Annotated in this window: 21 protein-coding genes, 1 pseudogene and 1 riboswitch; of the genes and pseudogenes, 8 read left to right on the plus strand and 14 right to left on the minus strand. The window is 74.2% G+C overall.

What is annotated here, in order from left to right; translation table 11 throughout:
* The first annotated feature begins 70 nt into the window (after window positions 1-70).
* Genes HNR22_RS04970 through HNR22_RS04980 form a run of 3 tightly spaced genes read left to right on the plus strand, consistent with a single transcriptional unit; the run spans window position 71 to window position 3,425 of the window.
* A complete protein-coding gene (locus HNR22_RS04970; RefSeq protein WP_099853936.1) occupies window positions 71-595 on the plus strand; it encodes a PadR family transcriptional regulator in 525 nt (174 codons plus the stop codon).
* Window positions 592-1,272: an ABC transporter ATP-binding protein gene (locus HNR22_RS04975; RefSeq protein ID WP_179779287.1), complete on the plus strand. Its 681-nt coding sequence runs from the start codon at window positions 592-594 to the stop codon at window positions 1,270-1,272. Before HNR22_RS04970 ends, HNR22_RS04975 begins: the two co-directional genes overlap by 4 nt.
* On the plus strand, window positions 1,269-3,425 hold the full coding sequence (locus tag HNR22_RS04980; protein ID WP_179779288.1) for an ABC transporter permease: 2,157 nt from the start codon (window positions 1,269-1,271) through the stop codon (window positions 3,423-3,425). Before HNR22_RS04975 ends, HNR22_RS04980 begins: the two co-directional genes overlap by 4 nt.
* Window positions 3,426-3,428: 3 nt before the next feature.
* Here the strand turns inward: HNR22_RS04980 and cobA are convergent, their stop codons facing one another.
* From cobA to HNR22_RS05045, 13 genes and pseudogenes are all read right to left on the minus strand, one after another.
* Window positions 3,429-5,081, minus strand: a complete 1,653-nt coding sequence (gene cobA, locus HNR22_RS04985) for a uroporphyrinogen-III C-methyltransferase (RefSeq protein ID WP_179779289.1) — start codon at window positions 5,079-5,081, stop codon at window positions 3,429-3,431.
* Complete coding sequence (locus HNR22_RS04990; RefSeq protein WP_179779290.1) at window positions 5,078-5,674, minus strand: precorrin-8X methylmutase; 597 nt, start codon at window positions 5,672-5,674, stop codon at window positions 5,078-5,080. Before HNR22_RS04990 ends, cobA begins: the two co-directional genes overlap by 4 nt.
* Window positions 5,671-5,868: a 4Fe-4S binding protein gene (locus tag HNR22_RS04995; RefSeq protein ID WP_179779291.1), complete on the minus strand. Its 198-nt coding sequence runs from the start codon at window positions 5,866-5,868 to the stop codon at window positions 5,671-5,673. Before HNR22_RS04995 ends, HNR22_RS04990 begins: the two co-directional genes overlap by 4 nt.
* Complete coding sequence (gene cobJ, locus HNR22_RS05000; RefSeq protein ID WP_179779292.1) at window positions 5,856-7,583, minus strand: precorrin-3B C(17)-methyltransferase; 1,728 nt, start codon at window positions 7,581-7,583, stop codon at window positions 5,856-5,858. The genes HNR22_RS04995 and cobJ overlap by 13 nt, the downstream gene beginning before the upstream one ends.
* Window positions 7,580-8,953 (minus strand): precorrin-6y C5,15-methyltransferase (decarboxylating) subunit CbiE, encoded by a 1,374-nt coding sequence (gene cbiE, locus HNR22_RS05005; RefSeq protein ID WP_425488091.1) that lies wholly within the window; start codon window positions 8,951-8,953, stop codon window positions 7,580-7,582. Before cbiE ends, cobJ begins: the two co-directional genes overlap by 4 nt.
* Window positions 8,914-9,930, minus strand: a pseudogene (locus HNR22_RS05010) (cobalt-precorrin-5B (C(1))-methyltransferase); the annotation flags it as partial. The gene cbiE and the pseudogene HNR22_RS05010, both read right to left, overlap by 40 nt.
* Before the next feature lie 50 nt (window positions 9,931-9,980).
* Entirely contained in the window at window positions 9,981-10,814 is an 834-nt protein-coding gene (gene cobM, locus HNR22_RS05015; protein WP_179779295.1) for a precorrin-4 C(11)-methyltransferase, read from the minus strand.
* Complete coding sequence (gene cobI, locus HNR22_RS05020; protein WP_179779296.1) at window positions 10,811-11,590, minus strand: precorrin-2 C(20)-methyltransferase; 780 nt, start codon at window positions 11,588-11,590, stop codon at window positions 10,811-10,813. Before cobI ends, cobM begins: the two co-directional genes overlap by 4 nt.
* The gene (locus HNR22_RS05025) at window positions 11,587-12,948 is read right to left on the minus strand and encodes a cobyrinic acid a,c-diamide synthase CobB (protein WP_179779297.1); all 1,362 of its coding nucleotides are present in this window, start codon (window positions 12,946-12,948) and stop codon (window positions 11,587-11,589) included. The genes cobI and HNR22_RS05025 overlap by 4 nt, the downstream gene beginning before the upstream one ends.
* A complete protein-coding gene (gene cobO, locus HNR22_RS05030) occupies window positions 12,945-13,556 on the minus strand; it encodes a cob(I)yrinic acid a,c-diamide adenosyltransferase (protein WP_179779298.1) in 612 nt (203 codons plus the stop codon). Before cobO ends, HNR22_RS05025 begins: the two co-directional genes overlap by 4 nt.
* Window positions 13,557-13,612: 56 nt before the next feature.
* On the minus strand, window positions 13,613-15,811 hold the full coding sequence (locus tag HNR22_RS05035) for a VWA domain-containing protein (protein ID WP_179779299.1): 2,199 nt from the start codon (window positions 15,809-15,811) through the stop codon (window positions 13,613-13,615).
* Window positions 15,808-19,476, minus strand: coding sequence for a cobaltochelatase subunit CobN (cobN, locus tag HNR22_RS05040; RefSeq protein ID WP_179779300.1), 3,669 nt, complete (start codon window positions 19,474-19,476; stop codon window positions 15,808-15,810). Before cobN ends, HNR22_RS05035 begins: the two co-directional genes overlap by 4 nt.
* 138 nt (window positions 19,477-19,614) lie before the next feature.
* A complete protein-coding gene (locus tag HNR22_RS05045) occupies window positions 19,615-19,764 on the minus strand; it encodes a hypothetical protein (protein WP_179779301.1) in 150 nt (49 codons plus the stop codon).
* Between the two features lie 25 nt (window positions 19,765-19,789).
* Window positions 19,790-19,966, minus strand: a riboswitch (cobalamin riboswitch).
* 316 nt (window positions 19,967-20,282) lie between these two features.
* Between HNR22_RS05045 and HNR22_RS05050 the strand changes: the two genes are divergently transcribed.
* Entirely contained in the window at window positions 20,283-20,999 is a 717-nt protein-coding gene (locus HNR22_RS05050; protein WP_343059686.1) for an MBL fold metallo-hydrolase, read from the plus strand.
* A gap of 11 nt (window positions 21,000-21,010) precedes the next feature.
* Here HNR22_RS05050 and HNR22_RS05055 read toward each other — a convergent pair whose 3' ends face one another.
* Complete coding sequence (locus HNR22_RS05055) at window positions 21,011-21,346, minus strand: hypothetical protein (RefSeq protein WP_179779303.1); 336 nt, start codon at window positions 21,344-21,346, stop codon at window positions 21,011-21,013.
* A 100-nt stretch (window positions 21,347-21,446) separates the two neighbouring features.
* Between HNR22_RS05055 and HNR22_RS05060 the strand changes: the two genes are divergently transcribed.
* From HNR22_RS05060 to HNR22_RS05075, 4 genes are all read left to right on the plus strand, one after another.
* Entirely contained in the window at window positions 21,447-22,058 is a 612-nt protein-coding gene (locus tag HNR22_RS05060) for an RNA polymerase sigma factor (RefSeq protein WP_425488040.1), read from the plus strand.
* Complete coding sequence (locus tag HNR22_RS05065) at window positions 22,051-22,761, plus strand: hypothetical protein (RefSeq protein WP_179779304.1); 711 nt, start codon at window positions 22,051-22,053, stop codon at window positions 22,759-22,761. Before HNR22_RS05060 ends, HNR22_RS05065 begins: the two co-directional genes overlap by 8 nt.
* Window positions 22,762-22,854: 93 nt before the next feature.
* Complete coding sequence (locus HNR22_RS05070; protein ID WP_343059687.1) at window positions 22,855-23,367, plus strand: hypothetical protein; 513 nt, start codon at window positions 22,855-22,857, stop codon at window positions 23,365-23,367.
* A 33-nt stretch (window positions 23,368-23,400) separates the two neighbouring features.
* Entirely contained in the window at window positions 23,401-24,069 is a 669-nt protein-coding gene (locus HNR22_RS05075; RefSeq protein WP_179779306.1) for a hypothetical protein, read from the plus strand.
* Window positions 24,070-24,136 lie beyond the last annotated feature (67 nt).

A 24,136-nucleotide genomic window follows, 5' to 3' on the forward strand; every position in this document is an offset into this window, starting at 1 on the left:
GACCAGGGGACCAACCGAGAAGACACCGAGGGTATATACGCGAGGTATACCCTCGGTGTAGTCTCCTCCCATGAGCGTGCCACTGACCCTTCTCGGCCTCCTCGAACGAGAGCCCAGCCACGGCTACGACCTGAAGCGTGACTACGACGCCTTCTTCGGCCGGGGCAAGCCACTGCCGTTCGGCCAGGTCTACTCCACCCTCAGCCGACTGGCCCGCGACGGCAAGGTGGTGATCAGCGACGTCGCTCCCGGCTCCGGCCCCGACCGCAAGCGCTACATCATCACCGACGTCGGCGCGACCGAGGTCGAGCAGTGGCTGACCCAGCCGGTCGACCCGGAACCGCACCTGCAGACGGTGCTCTTCGCCAAGGTCGTGCTCGCGCTGATGCTGGACCGGCCGGCCGCCGAATACCTCGACACCCAACGCAGCGCGCACCTGCACCGGATGCGTGAGCTCACCGAGATCAAGCGCGCCGGCGGCCTGGTCGACGCGCTGCTCGCCGACCACGGCCTCTACCACCTGGAGGCGGACCTCCGGTGGATCGAGATGACCGGCGCCCGGCTGGACGCCCTACGGAAAGAGGTGCGGCCATGAGCGTCGTGATCGAAGCACGCGACGTGGAGTTCTCCTTCGGCCAGACCCCCGCCCTGCGCGGCGCGAGCGTGGCCGTGGACGCGGGCGAGATCCTCGCCGTGATGGGCCCCAGCGGCTCGGGCAAGTCCACCCTGTTGCACTGCCTGGCCGGCATCCTCGTGCCCGACTCCGGCGAGATCCTCTTCGACGGGGCTCGGGTCGACGCCATGGCCGAGACCCAGCGCAGCAGCCTGCGCAGGGACCGCTTCGGCTTCGTGTTCCAGTTCGGCCAGCTCGTCCCCGAGCTCACCGCCGTGGAGAACGTCGCGCTGCCGCTCCTGCTCAGCGGCGTACACCGGAAGCAGGCACTGCCGAAGGCGAGTGCCTGGTTCACGCGCCTCGGCCTGGACGGCCTGGAGCAGCGTCGCTCGGGTGAGCTGTCCGGCGGGCAGGCGCAACGTGTGGCCCTGGCCCGGGGCCTGGTCGCCGAGCCGCAGGTGCTCTTCGCCGACGAGCCGACCGGCGCGCTCGACTCGCTCACCGGCGAGCAGGTGATGGACCTGCTGGTCAGCGCGGCCCGCGAGCTGGGCACCACGGTCATCCTCGTCACCCATGAGGCCAGGATCGCCGCGTACGCGGACCGTGAGGTCATGGTCCGCGACGGGCGCGTGAACGCGCCGGACCGGATCGCCTCATGATCCGCCTCGGGCTCCGCCTCGCCGTGGCCGGCGGTCGCGAGGCGCTCACCCGCCTGCTCGTCATCGCCGCCGCCGTCGCGGTCGGCAGTGGGCTGCTGCTGACCACCCTCGCCGGGGTCAACGCGGTCAACGCCCAGCTCACCCGGTACGCGTCGGTCTATCCCAACGCCTCCACGGGCGGCGACGCCGATCCCCTGTGGTGGTCGACGCGCGAGGATTACTTCCACGGCAAGCAGATCATTCGGATCGACGTCGCCGCGACCGGCCCGGACGCGCCCACCCCGACCGGCGTCCCGAGCACGCCGGGGCCCGGGGAGTACTACGCCTCGCCCGCGTTGCGGAAGCTGCTGGCCGCCCACCCGGCCGACCAATTGGGTGACCGCTACCCGGGGCGCGACATCGGCACCGTCGGTCCGGCCGGATTGACCTCACCGGACACCCTGCTCGTCATCCGGGGCGGCACCCCCGACGAGGTGGCCACGTTGCCCCTCGCCAAGCAGCTCACCACCGTCGGCGACACTCCCGCGCTGCCCGAGACGACGATGAACCTCATCCTGGGCGTGATCGCCGGCGGGCTGCTGTTCCCGTTGCTGATCTTCGTGGGCACCGCCACTCGGCTCAACGCGGCCCGCCGGGAGCAGCGCTTCGCCGCGATGCGCCTGGTTGGCGCCACCCCGAAGCAGATCTCGGTGGTCGCTGCGGTGGAGGCGGCTACCGCCGCCGTCGCCGGCACCGCCCTCGGCTTCGGCCTGTTCTACGCCTTCCGCGGCCCGATGGCGGGCATCCCGTTCACGGGCATGCCGTTCTTCCCCAGCGACATGTCGCTGGGCGTGCTGGACGTCCTGCTGGTGGCGCTCGGCGTTCCGGCCGGCGCGGCGGTGGCGGCCCAGGTCTCGCTGCGCCGCGTACGGATCTCGCCGCTGGGCGTCACCCGGCGGGTCACTCCCCGCGCCCCGCGGGCGTACCGGCTGATTCCGATCCTGCTCGGTGTCGCCGTGCTGTTCTTCGCCATCGGGTTCCGGCCCCCGACATCCGATGGCCAGGCCGCAGTGTTCCTACCCGGCCTGCTGCTCATCATGGCCGGCCTGATCCTCGCCGGCCCCTGGCTGACGATGGTCGGCGCCCGGGTCATGGCCCGGTACGCCAGCCGCCCCGCCACCCTCATCGCCGCGCGACGCCTCGCTGACAACCCGAAGGCCGGCTTCCGGGCGATCAGCGGCATCATGCTCGCGCTCTTCGTGACGAGCGTGGCCGTCGGCGTGATCACCACGATCGTCGCCAACCGCGGCCCGGCACCGGTCGGCTCGACCGAGGCGGGACAGGTGTCGCTCTACCTTCCTGAGGATGCACCGGCGACGCCCGACTCGCTCTTCACCGAGCTGCGCTCGATCAACGGCGTGCGGTCCGCGTTTGCGGTGCGTGAGAACCCGGACTGGATGAGCGCCAGCGAGCCCGGGCTGATCTCGTGCGCCGAGATCCCGAGCGCGTACGGCCGGTGCGCCGAGGGCGCCACCGTCGCCGAGGTGGCGACGGGTCTCATCCCCTTCCGGGAATCGGCGTCGTCCACCAGGGTCTGGCCCGCCGCATCGGTTCCACTCGGTGAACTCCACCAGCTGCCGGTGATGTCGATCCTCGTCGACACGGACGGTTCCGCCGCCACCATCGAGCGCTCGCGCACCATGCTCGAGACCGCCCTGCCGGCCTTCCAGGTGGCGCCGAACGTGCCCGGTGACTTCGAGTCGGACTTCGCCGACACGCTGCGCGGCTGGGAACAGCTGGCGAACGTCATCATCGTCGCCAGCCTGGCGCTCGGCGGGTGCAGTCTCGCGGTCAGCGTGATCGGCGGTCTCACCGAACGCCGCCGCCCGTTCAGCCTGCTGCGCCTCAGCGGCGCGCCGGTGCGGGTCCTGCGCCGGGTGGTGGCGCTGGAGAGTGCCGTGCCGATGCTCGCCGTCGCCGCCGTCGCCATCGGGATGGGCCTCCTCGCCGCCCACCTGTTCTTGCGGGCACAGATGGGCTACACGTTGATCGCGCCGGAGCCACGCTTCTACGTGATCGTCGTCGTCGGGTTGGCCGCCTGCCTCGGTGTCATCGCCTCCACCCTGCCGCTGCTGGACCGGATCACCGGTCCGGAGACCGCCCGCAGCGAGTGATCGTCAGGCCGTGGGCCCGGTGGTCGGCAGCGCGACCACCGGGCCGAGGACGAAGACGGCGGGCGGACGAATGTCCTCGCGGGCGGCGACCGCGCCGATCTCGTCCAGCCGGGCGGGCACCGACCGCTGGTCGGCCTGCCCGGCGTCCTGCACGGCGAGCACCGGAGTCTCCGGGGCACGGCCGTGCTCGATCAACACTGACGCGATCTTGGCGATGGTGTCGACGGCCATCAGCAACACGACGGTGCCCCGGGCCCGAGCCAGCGCCGCCCAGTCGACAAGCGAGTCGGGGTGCCCGGGCGGCAGGTGTCCGGACGCGACGGTGACGTCGTGCGCCACGCCGCGGTGCGTCACCGGTACACCGGCGAGGGCCGGTGCGGCGATGGCGCTGCTCACCCCCGGGACCACTGTCACCGGCACCCCGGCCGCCGTACAGGCCTGCACCTCCTCGTGGCCGCGCCCGAAGACGTACGGGTCGCCGCCCTTGAGCCGGACCACCCGGCGACCGGCTCTGGCGTGCGACACCAGGGCCGCGTTGATCGCCTCCTGGGCCATCGACGGGCCGCGGGGCACCTTGGCGGCGTCGACCACCAGCACGTCGGGGCGCAGCCCGGCGAGCAGCCCCTGCGGGGCCAACCGGTCGACGACCACGACGTCCGCGGCGTCGAGCAGCGCCTTTCCGCGTACCGTGATCAGGTCGTCGGGGCCCGGCCCGCCGCCGACCACAGCGACGGAACCGTGGTCGTGGTCGTGCCCGTGGTGGTGATGGTGGTGGCCGACCGGGTCGTCGGGGTGGTCGTGCGGGCGTTGCGGGCGGCCGACCTTGTCGGCGAAGCCGGGCATCAGCACCCGGTACGCGCAGGTGTCGCAGTTCATCCGGATGTCGCCGCCCAGCGCCTCGGCGTAGCGTTCCCGCACCAGGTCGGCGAGGGCGTCGCAGTCGCCGATCACCTCGGCCACCCGCACGTCCAGGTCCGGGTGGGCGGCGGCGAACTCCGCCGACTGGGCCACGATGCGGTCCGGCAGCACCCCGGCGAACAGGAAGTACGGCGCGACGACGATCCGCCGCGCGCCGAGGCGGCGCAGCCGCTCCAGCACCGCCGGGACCGACGGCTGGGCGAGGGAGATGAACCCCGGCTCGACGCCCGCGTAACCGCGCCCCTCCCAGAGCAGCCGGGCGACCTTCGCGACCTCGGCGTTGGCGTCCGGGTCGGTGGAACCCCGCCCGATCAACGCGACCCACGTGCCGGCCCGGTCGGCGTCGGTCGGCCCAGTGCCGACCCGGTTGGCGTCGGCCAGCGCGGCGTCGATGCGCTCTTCGAGGGCGGTGTGCAGCAGCGGGTGCGGGCCGAGTGGGCGGCCGTAGCGGTAGCTCAGCCCGGGGTGACGCTCCTGCTCACGGGCCATGGCGGCGGGGATGTCGCCCTTGCCGTGTCCGGCGGCGGTGAGCACCAGCGGCAGCGCGACGAGGGCCCGGTGCCCGCGCGCGACGAGTGCGCCGACCGCCTCGGTGAGCGGCGGGCGGGACAGCTCGATGAAGCCGCCCTCGACGTCCCCGACGTCCCCGTGACGGCGGACCCGCTCGACGAGCGCGGCGAACTGGTCGACTCCTGCCGCGCTGCGCGTGCCGTGCCCGACGATGACCAACCCGGTCATGACTTCTCCTCGACGTAGAGCAGGGCGTTGAGGGCGGCGGCGGCGACCGCCGACCCGCCCTTCTCGCCCACGTTGGACACCCCGGGCAGGCCGCTGGCCCGCAGCGCCGCCTTCGACTCGGCGGCACCCACGAAGCCGACCGGCAGGCCGACGACCAGCGCTGGGGCGGCGTCCACTGTGAGTAGTTCCACAAGCGCGGTCGGCGCGCAGCCGACCACCCAGACCGCGCCCGGGCCGACCCGGGTCAGTGCGATCCGCACGGCCGCCGCCGAGCGGGTGATGCCGGCCGAGCGGCCCAGCTCGGCGGTGGCCGGCTCGGCGACCGGGCAGACCAGCTGCAGGCCGGCCCGGGTGATGCCGGCGGCGACCATCGCCACGTCGGTGACCACGGGCGCCCCGGCGCGCAGCGCCGCCAGCCCCGACTCCAGTGCCGCCTCGTCGCAGACCAGCTCGTCGACGTACGCGAGGTCGGCGCTGGCGTGCACCACCCGTTCGGTGACCGCCCGGCTCAGCGGCGGCAGGTGCGACAGGTCGACGCGCTCGCGCAGGATGCGGTACGACTCGACCTCGATGGGATGCACCACCCGGCTCATCGGGCTCCTTTGCAAGGGTCGGGCTCAACGACGCGGATCGCGTCGACCGGGCAGATCTCCAGGCACTCCAGGCAGCCGGTGCAGCGGTCGGCGCGGACCGTCAGGCCGCCGGGGACCGGCCGGATCGCGTGTGTGGGGCAGGTGAGCAGGCAGGCGCCGCAGCCCTGGCAGGCGCCGATCGTCACGAGCGCCACCGGTACCCCCGGGGTGTGACCATCCGGCCGGCGACCAGCCTCGTGTCGCTGTTGCCGACCACCACGACGCTGTACATGTCGACCACTGTCGGGTCCACTGTGGTCAACGTGGCCAGGTGCAGCCGCTCGCCGGGGCGGCTGGCGTTGCGTACCACCCCGACGGGGGTGTCCGGTGGCCGGTGCGCGGCGAGGATGCCGAGCGCCTTGCCGAGCTGCCAGTCGCGTGCCCGGCTGCGCGGGTTGTAGAACACCGTCACGAAGTCACCCTCGGCGGCCGCGGTCACCCGCCGCTCGATGACCTCCCACGGCGTGTGCAGGTCGGACAGGCTCAGGTAGGCGTGGTCGTGGCCGAGCGGGGCACCGAGCAGCGCCCCGGCGGCCAGCGCGGCGGTCACCCCGGGCACACCCACCACGTCGATCCGCTCGTCGGCGTACTCCAGGGCGGGGCTGGCCATCGCGTACACCCCGGCGTCGCCGGACCCGACCAGCGCGACCGCCCGGCCGGCGACGGCCTCGGCGACGGCGGCGCGGGCCCGTTCCTCCTCCGCGCCCAGGCCGCTGGACAGCACCCGGGTGCCGGGGCGGAGCACGTCGCGGACCTGGTCGAGGTACTGGTCCAGCCCGACCACCACGGCCGCGCGCCGCAGCTCGGCCACCGCGCGGGGGGTACGCAGGTCGGCGGCACCCGGTCCGAGACCGACCACGGCGAGGCGGCCACGCGGCGCGTGCCGGGCCACCGCCACAGTGGCCATCGCCGTCGCGGTCTTTCCCACCAGGAGCGTCGAGTCGTCGGCCCGGCCGTCCGGGCCGAGCAGCGCCGCCGCCTCCGACACGCTCGGCGTGCCGACCGCGGCGCGGACCACCTCGCTGGGATGCGGCACGTCGACAGTGGCCAGCCGCGTCGCCGGCCAGGTCACCAGGGGTACGCCGAGCGCGTCGGCGGTGCTCAGGATGCCCGCCTCGTCGGCTTTGACGTCGGCGCTGGCCAGGCAGCGCAGGCTCGCCGGGTCGAGGCCGGCCTCGGCCAGCACCCGGTGCAGCAGCTCGGTCACCTCGGCGGCCGGTACGCCCCGACTCGCGCCCACCCCGGCGACCAGCGACGGTGGCCGCAGCACGGCGGTCCGCGCGTCGAGTGGCACCACCCGGTCGGTGACCAGCAGCCGGTAGCGGCCGTCCACGGCGTCCTCGTCGGTGGTCCGGACGTTCGGGGGCAGGGCGGGCAGCGGCCAGTCGGCGTCGGCGACCAGCCGGACCGGCTCACCGTCCAGGATGGCCCGGGACACCGCGGCGACCGCGCCCTGCACGGGCCAGCCGAGGGTGTCCAGCCCCGGCAGGCCGACCGCATCGGTGGCGGTGGTGATCACGGGTCGGGCGTCCAGCATCGCGCCTACCTGCTCGGCGAGGTCGTTGCCGCCGCCGGCGTGCCCGCCGAGCAGCGCCACGGCGTGCCGGGCGGCCTCGTCGACGACCACCACGGCAGGGTCGCTGCGCTTGTCGGTGAGCAGCGGCGCGAGGATCCGCACCACCGCGCCGGTGGCCAGGAACGCGACCACCGCGTCGCACTCGGCCCAGGCGCCGCGCAGCGCGTCGGCCGCGCTCTCCCCCTCGACCAGTCGGGCGTGTGGCCAGGCGGTGGCCAGGGTGTCGGCGTGCCGTCGGCCGGCGGCGGTGGCCGCCACCAGGCCGATCCGGGCGGGCGGGTTCTGGTCGGTCACGGGCGCTCCCCGGTGAGGACGACCACCGGGTTGGTGGCCGCGAGGCGGATCGACCCGCCGGGCAGGTCGGCGAGGCGGGCGGCGGAGAGCTGGCTGCCCTCGACCGTGTAACCGGCGGCGCGCAGCAGGCCAACGGCCGGTGCGACCCGGTCCAGTGCGGCCAGGGTCAGCACCACCCGCTCGGGTTGGCGGGCCACCACGGCGGCGAGGGTGTCGGCGCCGCCACCGCCGACGAAGACCGCGTCCGGCTCGGGGAGGCCGGCCAGCGCCTGCGGGGCTCGCCCGGTGACGAGCCGGACGTGCACGGCGTGCGCGGCGGCGTTGGCCCGGATCGCCGCGCCGGCTGCGGGGTCCTGTTCGACGGCGAGCACGGCCGCGCCGAGCAGCGCGCACTCGATGCCGACCGAGCCGCTGCCCGCGCCGACGTCCCACACCAGCCGGCCCAGTCGGGGTCGCAGCCGGGCGATGACGAGGGCCCGCACCTCCGACTTGGTGATCATGGAGTCGCGGTGGACGTACCGGGTCTCCGGCAGGGCCCATCCGCCGGGCGGCGCGGCGGCCGGCTGGTTGTCCGCGCGCATTCCGGCAGCGGTGACCGGATCGGGCGCGGCGTCGGAGGCCGTCTCGGCGTCGGGGACGGTCTCGGCGTCGGCGAGGCTGAGCAGAACGTGCGGGTCGGCCCACGCTGCGGCGGCGGCCTGCGCGGGGGTCACCTCGCGGATCCGTTCGGCGTCGGTGCCGAGGTGCTCGGCCACCAGCAGGCGGCGGGACCATCCGACCAGGCCGGCGCCCACCTCGGCCGCGCCCGCGCCGGGTGCGGTGAGCACCGCGACCAGCGGCAGCGCCCGACAGGCGTTCAGGGCCGGTCGGAGGTCACGGCCGTGCGCGGTGACCACTGCGGCGCCGTCCCAGGGCACGCCGGCACGGGCGAACGCGGCGGCCACACTGGACACCGCCGGCACCACCCGCAGCGGCAGCCCGGCCGCGCGCAGCCGCCGGACGATGCCGAACAGGCCGGGGTCGCCGCTGGCCAGCACGACGGCCGGCACCCCGGCGGCGACCGCGTCGGCCAATCGGCGCACGGCGGGGGCGAGCGGTCCGAGGGTGACGGTCTGCGCACCGGCCGGTACGGGCACCGCCGCCAGGTGCCGGGCGGCCCCGACGACCAGCCCGGCGGCCGCCAGCACCGGCGCGAGCGCGGGGTGCGCGGGAGCACCCGCGGCGTCCAGACCGACCACGCTCACCGGGGTCATCGGGGCCACCGGCCGGACGACGCGACGACGCGCGCACCAGCGAAGTCGACCATCGCCACGTCGACGGTGACCGTCGGGCCGCCGAAGCGCCGCAGCACCTGGCGGACCCGCTGGCAGAGCAGGTCACCGGCCGGGGCGAGCAGCCCGGCGGCCTCCCACAGCTCGTACGCGTGCCGTCCGGTGTTCGCCTCGGTCACGGCGGCGACGAGCGACGCGTCGCCACCGGCCTCGGCAGTCACGGACCCGAGCAGGGACAGGTCCACAGTGGAGCGCGTGTAGTGCGTCATCAGCACCCCGGCGGCGAGTTTGGCCAGCTTGCCGGCCATGCCGACGAAGACCACCCCAGTCATGCCGTCACCCACCGCGGCGGTCACCGCGGCGCCGGTGAAGTCGCCGACCTCGACGAAGCAGACCTCGGGCAGTTCGGGCAGCAGCGCCCGGGCGGCCCGCTCGGTACGCCCACCGGTGCAGAGCACCACCGTCGGCTCGCCCTGGGCGGCCATCACGTGCACGGCCTGCACGACGCTGGCCCGCCAGGACGCGGTGGAGAACGGGCGGACGATGCCGGTGGTGCCGAGGATCGAGATCCCACCGAGGATGCCGAGCCGCCGGTTGGTGGTCTTGCGGGCCATGATCTCGCCCCGGGGCACGCTGATCACCACGCGTACGCCGACCTCGCTGAGGTCGACCACCTCGGCCACCGCGTCGCCGATCATCCGGCGGGGAGTGTCGTTGATCGCCGGGCCGCCGACCGCGAGCCCCAGACCGGGTTTGGTGACAGTGCCGACGCCGGCACCACCGGCGAGCCGCAGGCCGGGGACGTCGGTCCAGTCCACGGTGGCGGTCAGCTCGGCCCCGTGGGTGACGTCCGGGTCGTCGCCGGCGTCCTTGACCACCACCGCCTCGGCGCGCACCGGTGGGGTGCCGGTCACCTCGCAGCGTTCCACTCCGAAGCGCACCCGCCGCCCGGCCGGCAGACCGATCTCCACGTCCGGCTGAATCTCCCCGGTGACCAGCGCGGTGACCGCGGCCTTGGCCGCCGCCGTCGCGCAGGCGCCGGTGGTCCAGCCGGTACGCAGCGCGGTGGGCCGCACCTTCGCGGTCCGTGGCAGGTCCGGCTCACGCAGCGGCGGCTCGGCGTACGTCAAGGTGTGCCTGTTCCTCCGGCGCGACCGCCGGCCTGGCGGCGCAGCTCGGCGCGGGCGGCCGGCTCCGCCCGCCGGAAGGTGTGGAAGTGCCCGGGGTGGTACAGGTGCGAGCGGGTGCCCTCGGCGGCGAGGGCCGGCCCGACGAGGAACAGGGTGTGCTTCCACAGCTTGTGCTGTTTGACCGTCGCCTCCAGGGTGCCGACAGTGCAGCGCACCACCAGCTCGTCGGGCCAGGTCGCCTGGTACGCGACCACGGCCGGGGTGTCGTCGGTGTAGCCGCCGGCCAGCAGCTCGGCCTGCACCTGCCCGGAACGGGCGGCGGAGAGGAACAGCGCCATCGTGGTGCCGTGCCGGGCGAAGTCCCGCACCCGCTCGCCGGGCGGCATCGGGGTCTTGCCACCCTCCAGGCGGGTGAGGATCACCGACTGGGCCACCTCGGGCACTGTCAGCTCCCGCCCGACGATCGCCGCGACGGCGGTGAACGAGGAGACCCCGGGCACGATCTGGACGGCCAGGCCGAGCGCCCGGCACAGCTCCAGTTGCTCCTGCACCGCACCCCACAGCGCCGGGTCGCCGGAGTGGATCCGCGCCACGGTCAGCCCCTGCTCGGCGGCACGCTGGTAGAGCGGCAGCACCCCCTCGATGGGCAGCTGCGACGAGTCGATCACCTCCGCGTCGGGGCGGGCGTGGTCGAGCACGTCGGCGTGCACCAGGCTGGCCGCCCAGATCACGATGTCCGCCTCGGCGATCACCCGGGCGGCCCGCAGGGTCAGCAGGTCCGCCGCCCCCGGCCCGGCACCGACGAACCACACAGTTCCGTCGCTGGTCACAGCTTTCCTCCTCGGTGGTCGCGGCGGGCCGGGACCAGCAGCGTCGACAGGTACGGCAGGTCGTGCTCGGCGTCGTCGACCGGGCCGATCCGTTCACCGGGCAACCCCAGGCTGCGCCCGAGCACCGCGTCGGAAAGCCGGCCCTGTCGGCGCAGCTCGGCGAGCAGCTCCGGGTGCCGCCGCCAGCCCTTGTAGGCGACCACGGTGCCCGGCCCGGCGAGGGCGTCGGCGAACAACGCCAGACCCGCGGTGGCGGGCAGCAGGGTCAGCGGTTCGCGTCCCTCACAGAGCGGGGTGCCGCTGCGCGCCGCGAGCTCCTGCATCGCGGTGATGCCGGGAACGGTGGTCACCCACACGGCCGGGCGCAGGGCGCGCACGCTCTGAGCCAGGTAACCGAAGGTGGAGTAGACGTTGGGGTCACCGATGGTGGCGAACGCCAAGGACCGCGCGCCCGCGTCGATCGCCTCGACCACCACCCGGGCCGCGTCGTCCCACGCGGCCGCCCGGCGGGCGGTCACCCCGCCCCTGTCGTCCAGGGCGAACGGCAGCCGGCGCAGCCGGTCCACAGCGACGTGAGACCGAACAGTCGCCTCGGCCCGCCCGGCGTCCGCACCCGGCGGCGTCGCGGCGACGGTCACCGTGGGTTCGACCCGGTCCGCCATCACGGGTACGAAGACGACGTCGGCCTCGCGCAGCACCCGCACCGCCTTGACGGTGAGCAGTTCCGGGTCGCCGGGGCCGACACCCACCCCGGTCAGCGTGGCGTCGGCGCTCATCGGCACGCCTCGACGAGCCGGCGGGCCGCGTCGGGCTGACCGGCCCAGTGGGTGTGCAGGTAGGAGGCGTGCACCCGACCGCTCACGAAGCCGTGCGGGGTGTCGTCCCAGCGCCACGCCGGCCGGTCGCCGTGCCCCGGGTCGGTGGTGGTGCGGTGGAACTCGTGTCCGCGTACCGGCTCGCCGGCGCGGGCCACCGGGGAGTCGGTCACCGCCACGGCCTCGCGGTAGCCGAGGGTGAGCCGGCCGGTCATCCGGGCGGTCAGGTCCAGCCGTCCGCACATCGGTACGCCGTCCAGGGACCGCCCGAGATAGAGCAGCCCGGCGCACTCGGCCACGATCGGCCCGTCGAAGTCGGCCAGCTCGGCGCGGAGCGTGGCGTTGCCGGCCAGCGCCTGGGCGTACGCCTCGGGGAAGCCGCCGCCGATGACCAGCGCGCGGGTGCCGGCGGGCAGCGCCGGGTCGCGCAGCGGGTCGACGGTCACCACGTCCGCGCCGGCCGCGGTGAGCAGCTCGGCGGTCTCCGCGTAGGAGAAGGTGAAGGCCGGACCACCGGCGAGCGCGACCACTGGCCGCTCGACGCCGGCCGGCCCACCGACGGCGGTGACCGGGTCCCACGCGGGGGCGGTCAGCGGCGCGGCGGTCCGGGCCAGGTCGAGCACGGCGTCGAGGTCCACTGTGGCCTCGACCAGCTCGGCGAGCGCGGTGACGATCGCCAGGGACTCGGGAGCCCGCTCGGCGACCGGCACCAGCCCGAGGTGCCGGGCGGGCGCGGCCACCTCGGCGGCGCGGGTGACCGCCCCGAGCACCGGTACGCCCACCTCGGCGAGGGCATCGCGCAGCAGGGTCTCGTGCCGGGGTGAACCGACCCGGTTGAGGATCACCCCGCCGATCCGGACCGCCCTGTCGAACGCGGCCATGCCGAGGGTGAGGGCGGCGGCCGACCGACCCTGCGCCGTGGTGTCCAGCACCAGCAGGACGGGTGCCTCGATCAGCCGGGCGACGTGCGCGGTGGAGGCGTAGTCCCGGCGGCCGACGGCGCCGTCGTGCAGGCCCATGACGCCCTCCACCACGGCGATGTCGGCGGGCGTGGGGACGCTCGCTCCGTGGCGCAGCAGACCGGCGATCCGTTCCGCCCCGACCAGGAACGGGTCGAGGTTGCGCCCGGGCCGGCCGGCGGCGAGGGCGTGGTAGCCGGGATCGATGTAGTCGGGGCCGACCTTGTGCGGGCTGACCATCAGGCCACGACGGCGCAGCGCGGCGAGCAGCCCGGTGGCGATGGTCGTCTTGCCGTGGCCACTGGCCGGTGCGGCGACGACGACCCGGGGCAGCGGCCACGGGTCGGTGGTTGTGGTCACCACTCGATGCCCTTCTGGCCCTTCTGGCCGGCGTCCATCGGGTGCTTGACCTTGGTCAGCTCGGCCACCAGGTCGGCGGCGGCGACCAGGCGCGGGTCGGCGTCCCGTCCGGTGATGACGACGTGCTGGAAGCCGGGCCGGTCGGCCAGGGCGGCGACCACCTCGTCGACGTCCACCCAGCCCCACTTCATCGGGTAGGTGAACTCGTCCAGCACGTACAGCCCGTAGCGTTCGGCGGCCAGGTCGCGCTGGATCTGCCGCCAGCCCTCCAGGGCGTCGGCGGCGTGGTCGGCGTCGCCGCCGCGCTGGATCCAGGACCAGCCCTCACCCATCTTGTGCCAGGCGACCGGCGCGCCCTGGCCGGTGCGCTCGTGCACCTCGCCGAGCGCCCGGAAGGCGTTCTCCTCCCCCACCCGCCACTTGGCGCTCTTGACGAACTGGAACACGCCGATCGGCAGACCGGCCGTCCAGGCTCGCAACGCCAACCCGAAGGCGGCCGTCGACTTTCCCTTCATCTGTCCGGTGTGGACGATCAGCAGTGGGCGGTGCCGCCGCTGCCGGGTCGTCAACCCGTCGGCGGGCACCACGCTCGGCTGTCCCTGCGGCATCAGCACTGTTCCCTTCGGGCGGTCCTGCGGTTGCGGTCGGTCATCGGTGCCCGTCGTCAGGCCGCGACGGGAAGCGCGCTGCCGCGGGTGTCGGGGTGGGTGAGGGCGGCCAGCGGGTGGTGCGGGGCACCCAGCTGGGTGGCCAGTCGACGCGCCAGGTTGAGGCGTACGGGGCCGGTCTCGCAGTCGACGACGACGCAGGGCGCACCGGTCGCCGCGAGCACTGCCGCGGCTGCCGCGGCGCGGTCCAGCGGGCGGGTGCCCGCAGTGGCCCGGCCGTCGGTGACGACAAGGACGAGCGGACGCCTCCTCGGGTCGCGCAGGCGCTCCACCCGCAGCAGGTCGGCGGCCGCGAGCAGCCCCTCGGCCAGCGGCGTACGCCCACCGGTGGGCAACTCGGCCAGCCGGGTCGAGGCGGCCAGCACCGACGACGTGGCCGGCAGCAACGTCTGCGCCTCGGCGCCCCGGAAGGCGATCACCGCCACCTTGTCCCGCCGCTGGTACGCGTCGGTGAGCAGGGCGAGCACCGCGTCCTTCACGGTGGTCATCCGCTGCCGGGCACCCATCGAGCCGCTGGCGTCCACCACGAACAGCACCAGGTTGCCCTCCCGCCCCTCCCGGACCGCCTCCCGCACGTCGTCCGGGCGCAACCGCAGCGGGCCGGTCAGCCGTCCCCGGGATGCCTGGTGCGGCGCGGCGGCGCGGACCGTCGCCGGCAGGTGCAACGCCCCGACCCGGCCGGTCGGCACCCGGGCCCCGGTCGTGCGCCCCCGCCCGGTGCGGGCCCGCGAACGCCGGCCCGGCACGCCGTCACCGACGCCGGGCGCGGTGAGCACCCGCGCCTTCAGACCACCTCGGGGTACGGCCACCGGCTGCGCGTTCTGATCGCTGTTGCGCCGCCGGTGCGGGTCGTCGTCGCCACCGTCGCCCGCTGGCCGGCCCGCGTTCTGACCGTGTCCGTCCCGATCATCGGCCGGGCCCTGCGGCCACCCGTCGTCAATGCTGCCTGGTCCCTCGGCGCTCCCGGCCGGGCCGGCGTCGTCGCGGGCCGCCGAGTGCTCGGCCGAACCGGCTTCACCCTGGTCGGCTCCGTCGCCGCTGACGCCGGGATCGCCGCCGGCAGAGCCGCTCCCGTCGGGGCCGCCCTGCGGGCCACCACCGCCAGCCGGACCACCACCGCCCTGCGGGCCACCGCCGTTCGGGCCATCGTCGGGTCCACTGTCGTCCGGCTCGTCCGGGTGGGCGTCCTGGGCACGCTGCAACGCCTCGTCCAGGCGCTTCTCGTCCAGCCCGGGGGTGTCGAACGGGTCGCGGCGGCGGCGGTGCGGCAGGGCCAGTCGGGCGGCCACCCGGACGTCGTCGATGCTCACCCGATCCCGGCCGTGCCACGCGGCGTGGGCCAGGGCGGTACGGGCGGTGACGATGTCGGCGCGCATCCCGTCCACATCGAACGCGGCGCACACGTCGGCGATCTGCCGCAGCGCGGCGTCCGGAAGTCGTACCCCGGGAAGCCGGCGTCGGGCGGCGGCCACCTGGCCGGCGATCTCCGCGTCGGCGTCGGCCCACCGGGCGGCGAACCCGGCCGGGTCGGCGTCGGCGGCGAGCCGACGGCGGACCACCTCGACCCGGACCTCCGGGTCCCGGCTGGCGCCCACCTCGACGGTGAGCCCGAACCGGTCGAGCAACTGCGGACGCAGCTCCCCCTCCTCCGGGTTCATCGTGCCGACAAGCAGGAATCGGGCCGCGTGGCTGACCGAGACGCCTTCGCGCTCGACGTGACTGCGGCCCATCGCCGCCGCGTCCAGCAGCAGGTCCACGAGGTGGTCGTGCAGCAGGTTGACCTCGTCGACGTAGAGCACCCCCCGGTGGGCGGCGGCGAGCAGACCCGGCTCGAAGGCGCGTACGCCCTCACCGAGGGCCTTCTCCAGGTCCAGCGAGCCGACCACCCGGTCCTCGGCGGCGCCGACCGGCAGCTCGACGAGCCGGGCGGGACGCGTCTCGGCGGCAGCACCGGCCGGATGCGGCCCGTCCGGGCAGGCCGGGTCCGGCTCGGCCGGGTCACAGCCGAAGCGGCAGCCGGCCACCCGGCGGACCGGGGGCAGCAGCGCGGCGAGTGCCCGAACGGCGGTGGACTTCGCGGTCCCCTTCTCCCCCCGGACCAGGACACCGCCGATCGCCGGGGACACCGCGTTGAGCAGCAGCGCCAGCCGCATGTCCGCCATGCCGAGCACCGCACTGAACGGGAAAACGGTCATGCCCGGTCCTCCAGGTCGCCCTCACTGGCCAGGTACGTGTCGCGCAGCCGGTCCAGGGTGGCCAGTTCGGGTTTGGCCCACAGCCCCCGGTCGGCGGCCTCCAACAGCCGTTCGGTGATGCCGCGCAACGCCCACGGGTTGGACTGCTCCAGGAACTCCCGGGTGGTGTCGTCGAACAGGTACGCGGCGGCCAGGTGCTCGTACATCCAGTCGTCGACCACGCCGGCGGTGGCGTCGTAGCCGAACAGGTAGTCCACCGTGGCGGCCAGCTCGAACGCGCCCTTGTAGCCGTGTCGGCGCATCGCGGCGATCCACTTCGGGTTGACCACCCGGGCCCGGAACACCCGCCGGGTCTCCTCGCCCAGCGTGCGGGTGCGCACGTCGTGCGGCATCGCCGAGTCACCCACGTACGCCTGCGGTGACGTGCCGGTGAGGTGGCGGACCATCGCCACCATGCCGCCGTGGTACTGGAAGTAGTCGTCCGAGTCGACGATGTCGTGCTCGCGGGTGTCCTGGTTCTTCACCGCCACCGCGATCCGGGCGAAGGAGCGTTCCATGTCGACGCGCGCCTCCCGCCCGTCCAGGCCCCGGCCGTAGGCGTAGCCGCCCCACACCGCGTACACCTCGGCCAGGTCCGCGTCGCTGCGCCACGTCCGGGCGTCGATCAGAGGCAGCAGGCCCGCGCCGTACGCCCCGGGCTTCGAGCCGAAGATCCGGGCTGTCGCCCTCCGCTCGTCACCGTGCTCGGCGAGGTCGGCGGCGACGTGCGCCCGCAGGTAGTTCTCCTCGTCCGGCTCGTCCAGGGCGGCGACCAGCCGCACGGCATCGTCGAGGAGCGCCACCACGTGCGGAAACGCGTCGCGGAAGAACCCGGAGATGCGCACTGTCACGTCGACGCGCGGCCGGCCCAACTCGGCGGTCGGCACCACCTCGATGCCGGTGACCCGCCGGGACCGCTCGTCCCACACCGGCCGGCAACCCAGCAGCGCGAGCACCTCGGCGATGTCGTCACCCTGGGTGCGCATCGCGCTGGTGCCCCACACGGTCAAACCCACCGAGCGGGGGTACGCCCCGGTGTCCGCGAGGTGCCGGGCCAGCAGCGAGTCCGCGAGGGCCACCCCGACGTCCCAGGCGTTGCGGCTGGGGATGGCCTTGGGGTCGACGGAGTAGAAGTTGCGGCCGGTGGGCAGCACGTTGACCAGGCCCCGGGTGGGTGAACCGGACGGGCCGGGCGGCACGAACCGGCCGTCGAGCGCGCCGAGGGTGTTGGTCAGCTCGTCGGTGGTGCGATCCAGCCGGGGCACCAGCTCGGTGGCGGCGAAGTGCAGCACGGCGGCGACGTCCGGGATCGGCTGGCCGGTCACCTCCGCGACCACCGCGCCGACGGCCTCGGCATCCCAGCCGAGCGTCTCCATGCCGATGACCAACCGTCGGGCGAGCGCCTCGATCAGGTCGACGGCGTCGGCGGCGGTGCCGGCCGGCCCGTCCACCACGTCGGTCAGCGCCGTGGGCACCGCCAGTCGTTCACCCGGTGTCGCGAGCAGCGCCTGCTCGTCGAGGGAGTACGCGACGGCGAGCGCCTGCCGCAGGCCGGGCAGGGCGCGGGCACCGCCCCAGATCTGGGGGGCGCGCAGCACCGCGAGGACCAGGTTGACCCGGGGCTCACCGGTGGGCGCGTCGGCGAGGATGTGCAGCCCGTCGCGGATCTGCACGTCCTTGACCTCGCAGAGGTACCCGTCGAGGTGCAGCACGAACTCGTCGAAGTCGTCGGCGTCGGGCATCGCCTCGGCGTGCAGGTCGTGGTGCAGCTCGGCGGCGCGTACGAGGTCCCAGATCTGCGCTCGCACGGTGGGCACCTTGGCCGGATCGAGGGCCTGCACTGTGGCGTACTCGTCGAGCAGTTGTTCCAGTTTGGCCAGATCACCGTAGGTCTCGGCGCGGGCCATCGGCGGCACCAGGTGGTCGATCACCACGGCGTGCGCCCGGCGCTTGGCCTGGGTGCCCTCACCGGGGTCGTTGACGATGAACGGGTAGACCAGCGGCAGGTCGGCGAGGACCGCGTCGGGCGCGCAGTCGGCGGCCAGTCCGAGGCCCTTGCCGGGCAGCCATTCGAGGGTCCCGTGCTTGCCCAGGTGCACCACGGCGTCCGCGCCGAAGCCGCCGTCGGCGACCGGCGCGGCCAACCAGCGGTACGCGGCCAGGTAGTGGTGACTCGGCGGCAGGTCCGGGTCGTGGTAGATGGCGATCGGGTTCTCCCCGAAGCCGCGCGGCGGCTGGATCAGCAGCACCACGTTGCCGAAGCGCAAACCGGCGAGCACGATGTCGCCGCTCTCGGTGTAGAGCTGGCCGGGCGGCTCACCCCAGTGCTCCCGCATCCGCTCGCGCAGCTCGGCCGGGACCTGGTCGAACCAGCGCCGGTACGTCCGTCCCGGTATCCGGGCCTCGGCGGCGGCCAACTGCTCCGGCGTGAGCCATTCCACGTCGTGACCACCGGCGGCGATCAGCGCGTGGATCAGCGCGTCGCCGTCCTCGGGCGGCGGCGCGTCACCCAGGTCGTAACCCGCCTCGGCGAGTGCGGCGAACAGTCGGACCGCCGAGACCGGGGTGTCCAGCCCGACGGCGTTGCCGACCCGGGAGTGCTTGGTGGGGTACGAGCTGAGGACGACGGCGACCCGCTTGTCGGCGTTGGGCACGTACCGCAGCCGGGCGTGGCGCACGGCGATCCCGGCGACCCGGGCGGCCCGCTCGGCGTCGGCGGCATAGACCGAGAGCCCGTCGGCGTCGATCCGCTTGAACGAGAACGGCACGCTGACGATCCGGCCGTCGAACTCGGGGATGGCCACCTGCATCGCCGCGTCCAACGGGGACAGCCCGGCGTCGCTGCCGGCCCACTGCTCACGGGTGCTGGTCAGGCAGAGCGCCTGGATGATCGGCACGTCCAGGGCGGCCAGGGCGCCCACGTCCCAGGCGTCCTCGTCGCCGCCCCCGGACGCGTCGGCGGCGACCGCGCCACCGGCCGCGAGCACGGTGACCAGCAGCGCGTCGCAGCGGGCAAAGAGGCCCAGCGGGCCCGCGCCCGTGGTCAGGCCGCGCAGCGAGCCGCAGAAGATCGGCAGCGGGTTGCCGCCGGCTTTGTCAACCGCGTCCGCGAGGACGTCGACGAAGTCCGTGTTGCCGGCGAGGGCATGCGCCCGGTAGAAGACGATCCCCACGGTGGGCCGCTGCGGGTCGGTCGGGTGCTCGCCGTGCACGCCGTACGCCGGGGTCGGTGCGGGCGGGGCGAACCCCTCGCCGGTGAGCAGCACCGTGTCGGAGAGGAAACGGGCCAGCTGCGCGAGGTTGTCCGGCCCACCCTCGACCAGGTACGCCAGCGCCTGGGTGACAACCCCGGACGGCACCGTGGAGATGGCCATCAGCTCCGCGTCGGGCAGCGCCTCGCCGCCCAGCACGACCGTCGGCACGCCGGTGGCGAGCACCGCGGCGAGGCCGTCCGGCCAGGCCTGTCGGCCGCCGAGCAGGCGTACGACGACGAGGTCGACCCCGTCGAGCAGGGCGGGCACCTCGTCGGTGGCGACCCGGGCGGGGTTGGCCAGGCGGTAGTCGGCGCCGCTGGCGCGGGCGGCCAGCAGATCGGTGTCGGCGGTGGAGAGCAGCAGGATGCGCACGGCAGGCTCCGGAGAGTGACGCCCTGGCCGCTACGGAGGCGGCCTGGACGAAGCGGGTGGGTGCGGCGTCAGCCGGTACGACGGCGCGGCCGGCTCGCCGACGCGTGCGTCGGGGCCGGTCAGCGCCGGGCGCTCAGCTCAGCGGGACCGGTAGCCGACGCCGGCGACCTGGAGCACGCCGACGAGGCCGGTCCGGAGCATGCTGGTCCGGCCGGTCGTGGGTGCGGTGCGGCGCCCGCGATGCGGGTCATGACGATGCTCGTCGATGAATGAGACGCCGTGCGTCATCGGGTCCTCCTCGGGTGTCCACGCCCTGGGGTACGTCCCGACGGCCGAAGTATCCTGGCTTCCGGATCGACGCTCTCCCCCGGCCTTCCAACCGCAGACACACGGCCGTGACTCACGAGGGGGGATCGCTCCCCGGTGACAGTGGCGGGACCGCGTCGGAATCGCACCGACTTCCTTCACTGCCGTCAGGCCGCGAATGCTGCCACACCCCTCCGCCGCCGGTCAACGCCGGTCCGGCCCCGCCGGGCGGACGCTGCCCATCGAGGGTCAGCGATTGCCGTGAGCGCGGACCCACACGCCGCAATGCCCCGGATCAATGCCGGACGCCCTTTGCTCTGCTTACCAATGTGCACCGGGCACGGAGCGTCACCGGTGCACATTGGTAAGCAGAGCAAAGGATGGCCGCACACACTCTGGCCTGCGCCGATTGCCCGGCCGGGCGGTGCCGTGCGGCACCCTCGCCTAGAATCAGCGAACGCCACAGCAGTGTCCGCGATCAATCTCGGAGTTCGATCACCGTGGTCGCCCCACAGTTCCATCACCTGGCGGGTCGGGTCTGGCTCTGTCCGGGCGATCCGGCCCCGGAGGCGGTCCAGGCCGGCGTCGCCGTCGTGGCCGACGAGCGCGGCAGTGTGATGATCGACGCCGGGCAGAGCCCCGCGCACGCCCGCGAGATCCAGGCCGCGCTGACCGCCGCCGGGCTACCCCGACCGCGCTGGCTCGTCTACACCCACCACCACTGGGACCACGTCTGGGGCGCCTGCGCCTGGCCGGGAGTCGAGATCGTCGGGCACGAGACGGCCGTGCCGCTGCTGCGCGCCGAAGCCGCCCGACCGTGGAGTCACCGCTACCTGGACGAGCAGGTACGCGCCAATCCCCGCCTCGCCCCGAGCTTCCGGGCCCGGGCGCGCGCCGTGGACTCCTGGGAGGATTTCGACATCCTGCCGCCCACGCGGGTCTTCGCCGATGTGGACGAGCTGCCGGTCGGGGTCGGGCTACGCCACGTCGGCGGCGGGCACGCACCGGATTCGACAGTCGTGCTGGTGCCCGACTCGGGCGTCATGCTGCTGGGTGACTGCTTCTACCCACCGCCGGCGCACCTGCGCCAACCCGAGGACGGTCTCGACCTGGGCCTGGTCCGGCGACTGCTCGACGAGGACTACCACTGGTACGTGTCCAGCCACGCCGAGCCGATGACGCTTGAGCAGGCCCGTTCAGCCGTCGACGCTGCCTGAGCAGGAGAGCCTCAGCGGGCGTGCCGTTCCGGGTGCGCCCGGCTCCAGGTGCGCATCCGTTCGGGGTAGCCGGTGCGCGCCGCCTCGTACAACGGCACCGCGTGCTTGCGGGCGATGGACCCCGCCGCGCGCGGCGTGCCGGTACGACGACGGATCCACTCGCCGTCGTGAGCGATCGCCACCACTGTGGTGTCCGTCGCAGTGGTCTCCGGCTCCAGGTAGAACTCCACCCCCCGCCGGCTGGCGACGAACTCCTCCAGCGCCGCGAGATCCTCGCGGGTCGCCTCCCGGTCCAGCTTCGTCGGGGTCGCCTCGGCACCCCGCGACCGGCGGTTGAACCAGCTCATGACCAGCCCCTCTCCTCGACGCCCCTCCAGTGCAGCACCGAATCCTGGCAATACGCTGCACGCCGGATGGGAGACAGCTGACCCGCGCCGAAAAGGACGGGTGGAACCACCGGGGCGTACGCGGTGTCATGAGTGTGATCCGAACGGAGGTTTCCCCCTGGACGACGACGCTCTCGTCACCCGCGCCCGGGCCGGTGACCTGGAGGCGTACGACCTCCTGGTCGCCCGGCACACCGCGTCCGCACACCGGACGGCGGTGCTGCTCGGCGCGGGATCGGACTCCGAGGACGTCATCCAGGAGGCGTTCGTGAAGGCGTACCGCAAGCTGTCCCGTTACCGGGGCGAGTCGTCGTTCCGATCGTGGCTGCTCGCGATCGTCGCCAACGAGACCCGCAACCTGCACCGGTCCCGCGGGCGGCGGGACGGGCTCGTCCTGCGGGCCGCGGCGGCGGACCCGACGTCCGAGGTCGCCGAGGACGGGGCGGTCGACGCCGTCCTCGCCGGGGAGCGCCGCGCCTCACTGGTGCAAGCCCTGCGTCAACTCCCGGTACGCGACCGCGAGGTGATCGTCTGCCGGTTCTTCCTCGACCTCAGCGAGGAGGAGACGGTGGCGGCGCTGGGGTGGCCCCGGGGCACTGTCAAGTCGCGCACGTCCCGGGCGCTGGCGAAGCTTCGCGGCCTGCTCGACCGCGAGGAGGTCCGGCATGGGTGACCTCGAACGGGAGCTGCGCGACCTTTCCGCCTGGCTGGAGACCCCCGACGCGCCCGACGTGACAGCTCGCGTCCGCGTACGCCTCGACAGGCCGGCGCGCCGGTGGCGTCCGCTCGCCGCGGCGGCGCTGGTCGCCGTGGTCGTGGCGGTGGTGCCCCCGACCCGTGCCGCCGTCGCCGACGCTGTCACGGGGCTGCTGCGCTTCGCCGGTGTCAGCATCGCCACCACACCCGCCCGGACGTTGCCCGACGGCACATCGTCGCCGTTGCCCGGTCAGCGGTCCATCACTCTGGACGAGGCCCAACGGGCGGTGCGGTTCCCGATCCGCCAACCCGCGAAGCTGGGCCCACCCGAGCGGGTGCTGGTCGCCGACCCCGACGCCACGGGCGCCTGCCGGGTGGCGACGTTGCTGTACGACGGGGGCGCACTGCGCGTCGACGCGTTCGACGGTCGTCTCAATCTGGCCTTCCACAAGGAGGTCACGCCGCCGGGAGCGGACTGGGTCCAGGTCAACGGCGACTTCGCCATCTGGGTCGACGGGCCACACGTGCTGTCGTACGTGGACCGCGCGGGCGAGGTCCGCCAGGAGACCGCCCGACTGGCCGCCTCGACCCTGATCTGGCAGGAGGGCGACGTGAGCTACCGGCTGGAGGGTGCCGTCGGCAAGGCGGAGGCGATCGAGATCGCCCGCTCGCTGCGCTAGGGCGGAACCTGGCGGGCACGGCCGGTGTCATGACGGTGCGACGAGCCGTCGACGCGTACCGGAAGGGGCGAGATGGGTTCCTGGGGCAGATTGGTGCTGGCATCATCGGTGGTCCTGCTGGCGGGGTGCACGACCACGACCAGCGGCGGGGCAGCCGCGCCGACGAGCTCTGCCGCCACCACGGCGAGCGCCACCGCCACCACGGCGAGCGCCGCGACCGGCTGCGCGGCGCGGGTCGAGACGGGGTCGCTGCCAGACTGGGCGGACGCCGGGTTCAGCGGGGACGCCCGGGTCCCGCACGTGTTCGGCGCGAAGGGTGACATCGTGGCGGTGCTGTTCGCCCATCCGCTGCGCCAGCACCGCAAGGACGGGTCGAACAACAAGATCCTGTGGGTGGCCCGGGCCGCCACGACCTCGCCCGACCCGACGGCACCGGCAACCCTGGTGATCACCGCGACGCTCGACGGCACCGACACCCGGGTCACCCGGGAGGTCGCCGGCGGACCAGGCCCGTCGATCATCGACATGCCCCAGCCCGGTTGCTGGCGCCTCGACCTGCGCTGGTCCGGGCACACCGACACGATGGACCTGGTCTACGCCCCATGACGTCCTGCCCTGGGGCCGCCTAGGCTGCCGGGCGTGCTGAAGGACGTGCGGGCGGCGGCGGCCCGCAACAACGCCGAATGGTGCGACATCGTCTGCGGCAGCCACGGGCTGACCGGCCGTACCGATGCCGAAGCCTGGTCGGTCCCGCGCCGCTCGCCACAGTGGTACCCGGACGCGGTCACCCTGCGGCCGGGCGTCGACGCCGAGGCCCTGCTGGCGCGCATCGACGCGGGGCCCGGCGCGTCGGTGAAGGACAGCTTCGCCGACCTCGACCTGTCCGGGTACGGCTTCCAGGTGCTCTTCGGCGCCCAGTGGATCCACCGCCCTCCGGCGGAGCCGCCGGCCGAGGCACCGCTCATCCCGGTCAGCACCCTGGACGAGTTGGCGGCCTGGGCAGCGGCACACGGCGGTGGGGAGCTGTTCCGCCCCGCGCTCCTGACCGACCCCCGGGTACGGGTGCTCGCCCGCCACGACGACAACGGTGTGATCACCGGCGGCGCGGTGCTCAGTGGCGGCGACGGCCGGTACGGCGTCTCCAACCTGTTCACCCGCACCGACGACCCCGAGGCCGTCTGGCGGGCGGTATGCGCCACCCTGCCCACCGCATCCCTGGTCGGCTACGAGGAAGCCCCGGACCTACCCCCAGCCCGACAAGCAGGCTTCCACCCCACCGGCCCCCTCCAAATCTGGCTCCACCCCTAACCCCACCCCTCCCCACCCGCCTTCCCTTGTTGATCATGAAGTTAGCGACATCGACACCGGCGTGTCG

The sequence above is a fragment of the Micromonospora jinlongensis genome, from assembly GCF_013410645.1.
Taxonomy (GTDB): domain Bacteria; phylum Actinomycetota; class Actinomycetes; order Mycobacteriales; family Micromonosporaceae; genus Micromonospora; species Micromonospora zamorensis.

Coding starts and splice junctions, on each gene's coding strand:
- HNR22_RS04970 (WP_099853936.1), top strand. CDS start 71: ATGAGCGTGCCACTGACCCTTCTCGGCCTCCTCGAACGAGAGCCCAGC.
- HNR22_RS04975 (WP_179779287.1), top strand. CDS start 592: ATGAGCGTCGTGATCGAAGCACGCGACGTGGAGTTCTCCTTCGGCCAG.
- HNR22_RS04980 (WP_179779288.1), top strand. CDS start 1,269: ATGATCCGCCTCGGGCTCCGCCTCGCCGTGGCCGGCGGTCGCGAGGCG.
- cobA (WP_179779289.1), bottom strand. CDS start 5,081: ATGACCGGGTTGGTCATCGTCGGGCACGGCACGCGCAGCGCGGCAGGA.
- HNR22_RS04990 (WP_179779290.1), bottom strand. CDS start 5,674: ATGAGCCGGGTGGTGCATCCCATCGAGGTCGAGTCGTACCGCATCCTG.
- cobI (WP_179779296.1), bottom strand. CDS start 11,590: ATGAGCGCCGACGCCACGCTGACCGGGGTGGGTGTCGGCCCCGGCGAC.
- cobO (WP_179779298.1), bottom strand. CDS start 13,556: ATGCCGCAGGGACAGCCGAGCGTGGTGCCCGCCGACGGGTTGACGACC.
- HNR22_RS05035 (WP_179779299.1), bottom strand. CDS start 15,811: ATGACCGTTTTCCCGTTCAGTGCGGTGCTCGGCATGGCGGACATGCGG.
- HNR22_RS05045 (WP_179779301.1), bottom strand. CDS start 19,764: ATGACGCACGGCGTCTCATTCATCGACGAGCATCGTCATGACCCGCAT.
- HNR22_RS05055 (WP_179779303.1), bottom strand. CDS start 21,346: ATGAGCTGGTTCAACCGCCGGTCGCGGGGTGCCGAGGCGACCCCGACG.
- HNR22_RS05065 (WP_179779304.1), top strand. CDS start 22,051: ATGGGTGACCTCGAACGGGAGCTGCGCGACCTTTCCGCCTGGCTGGAG.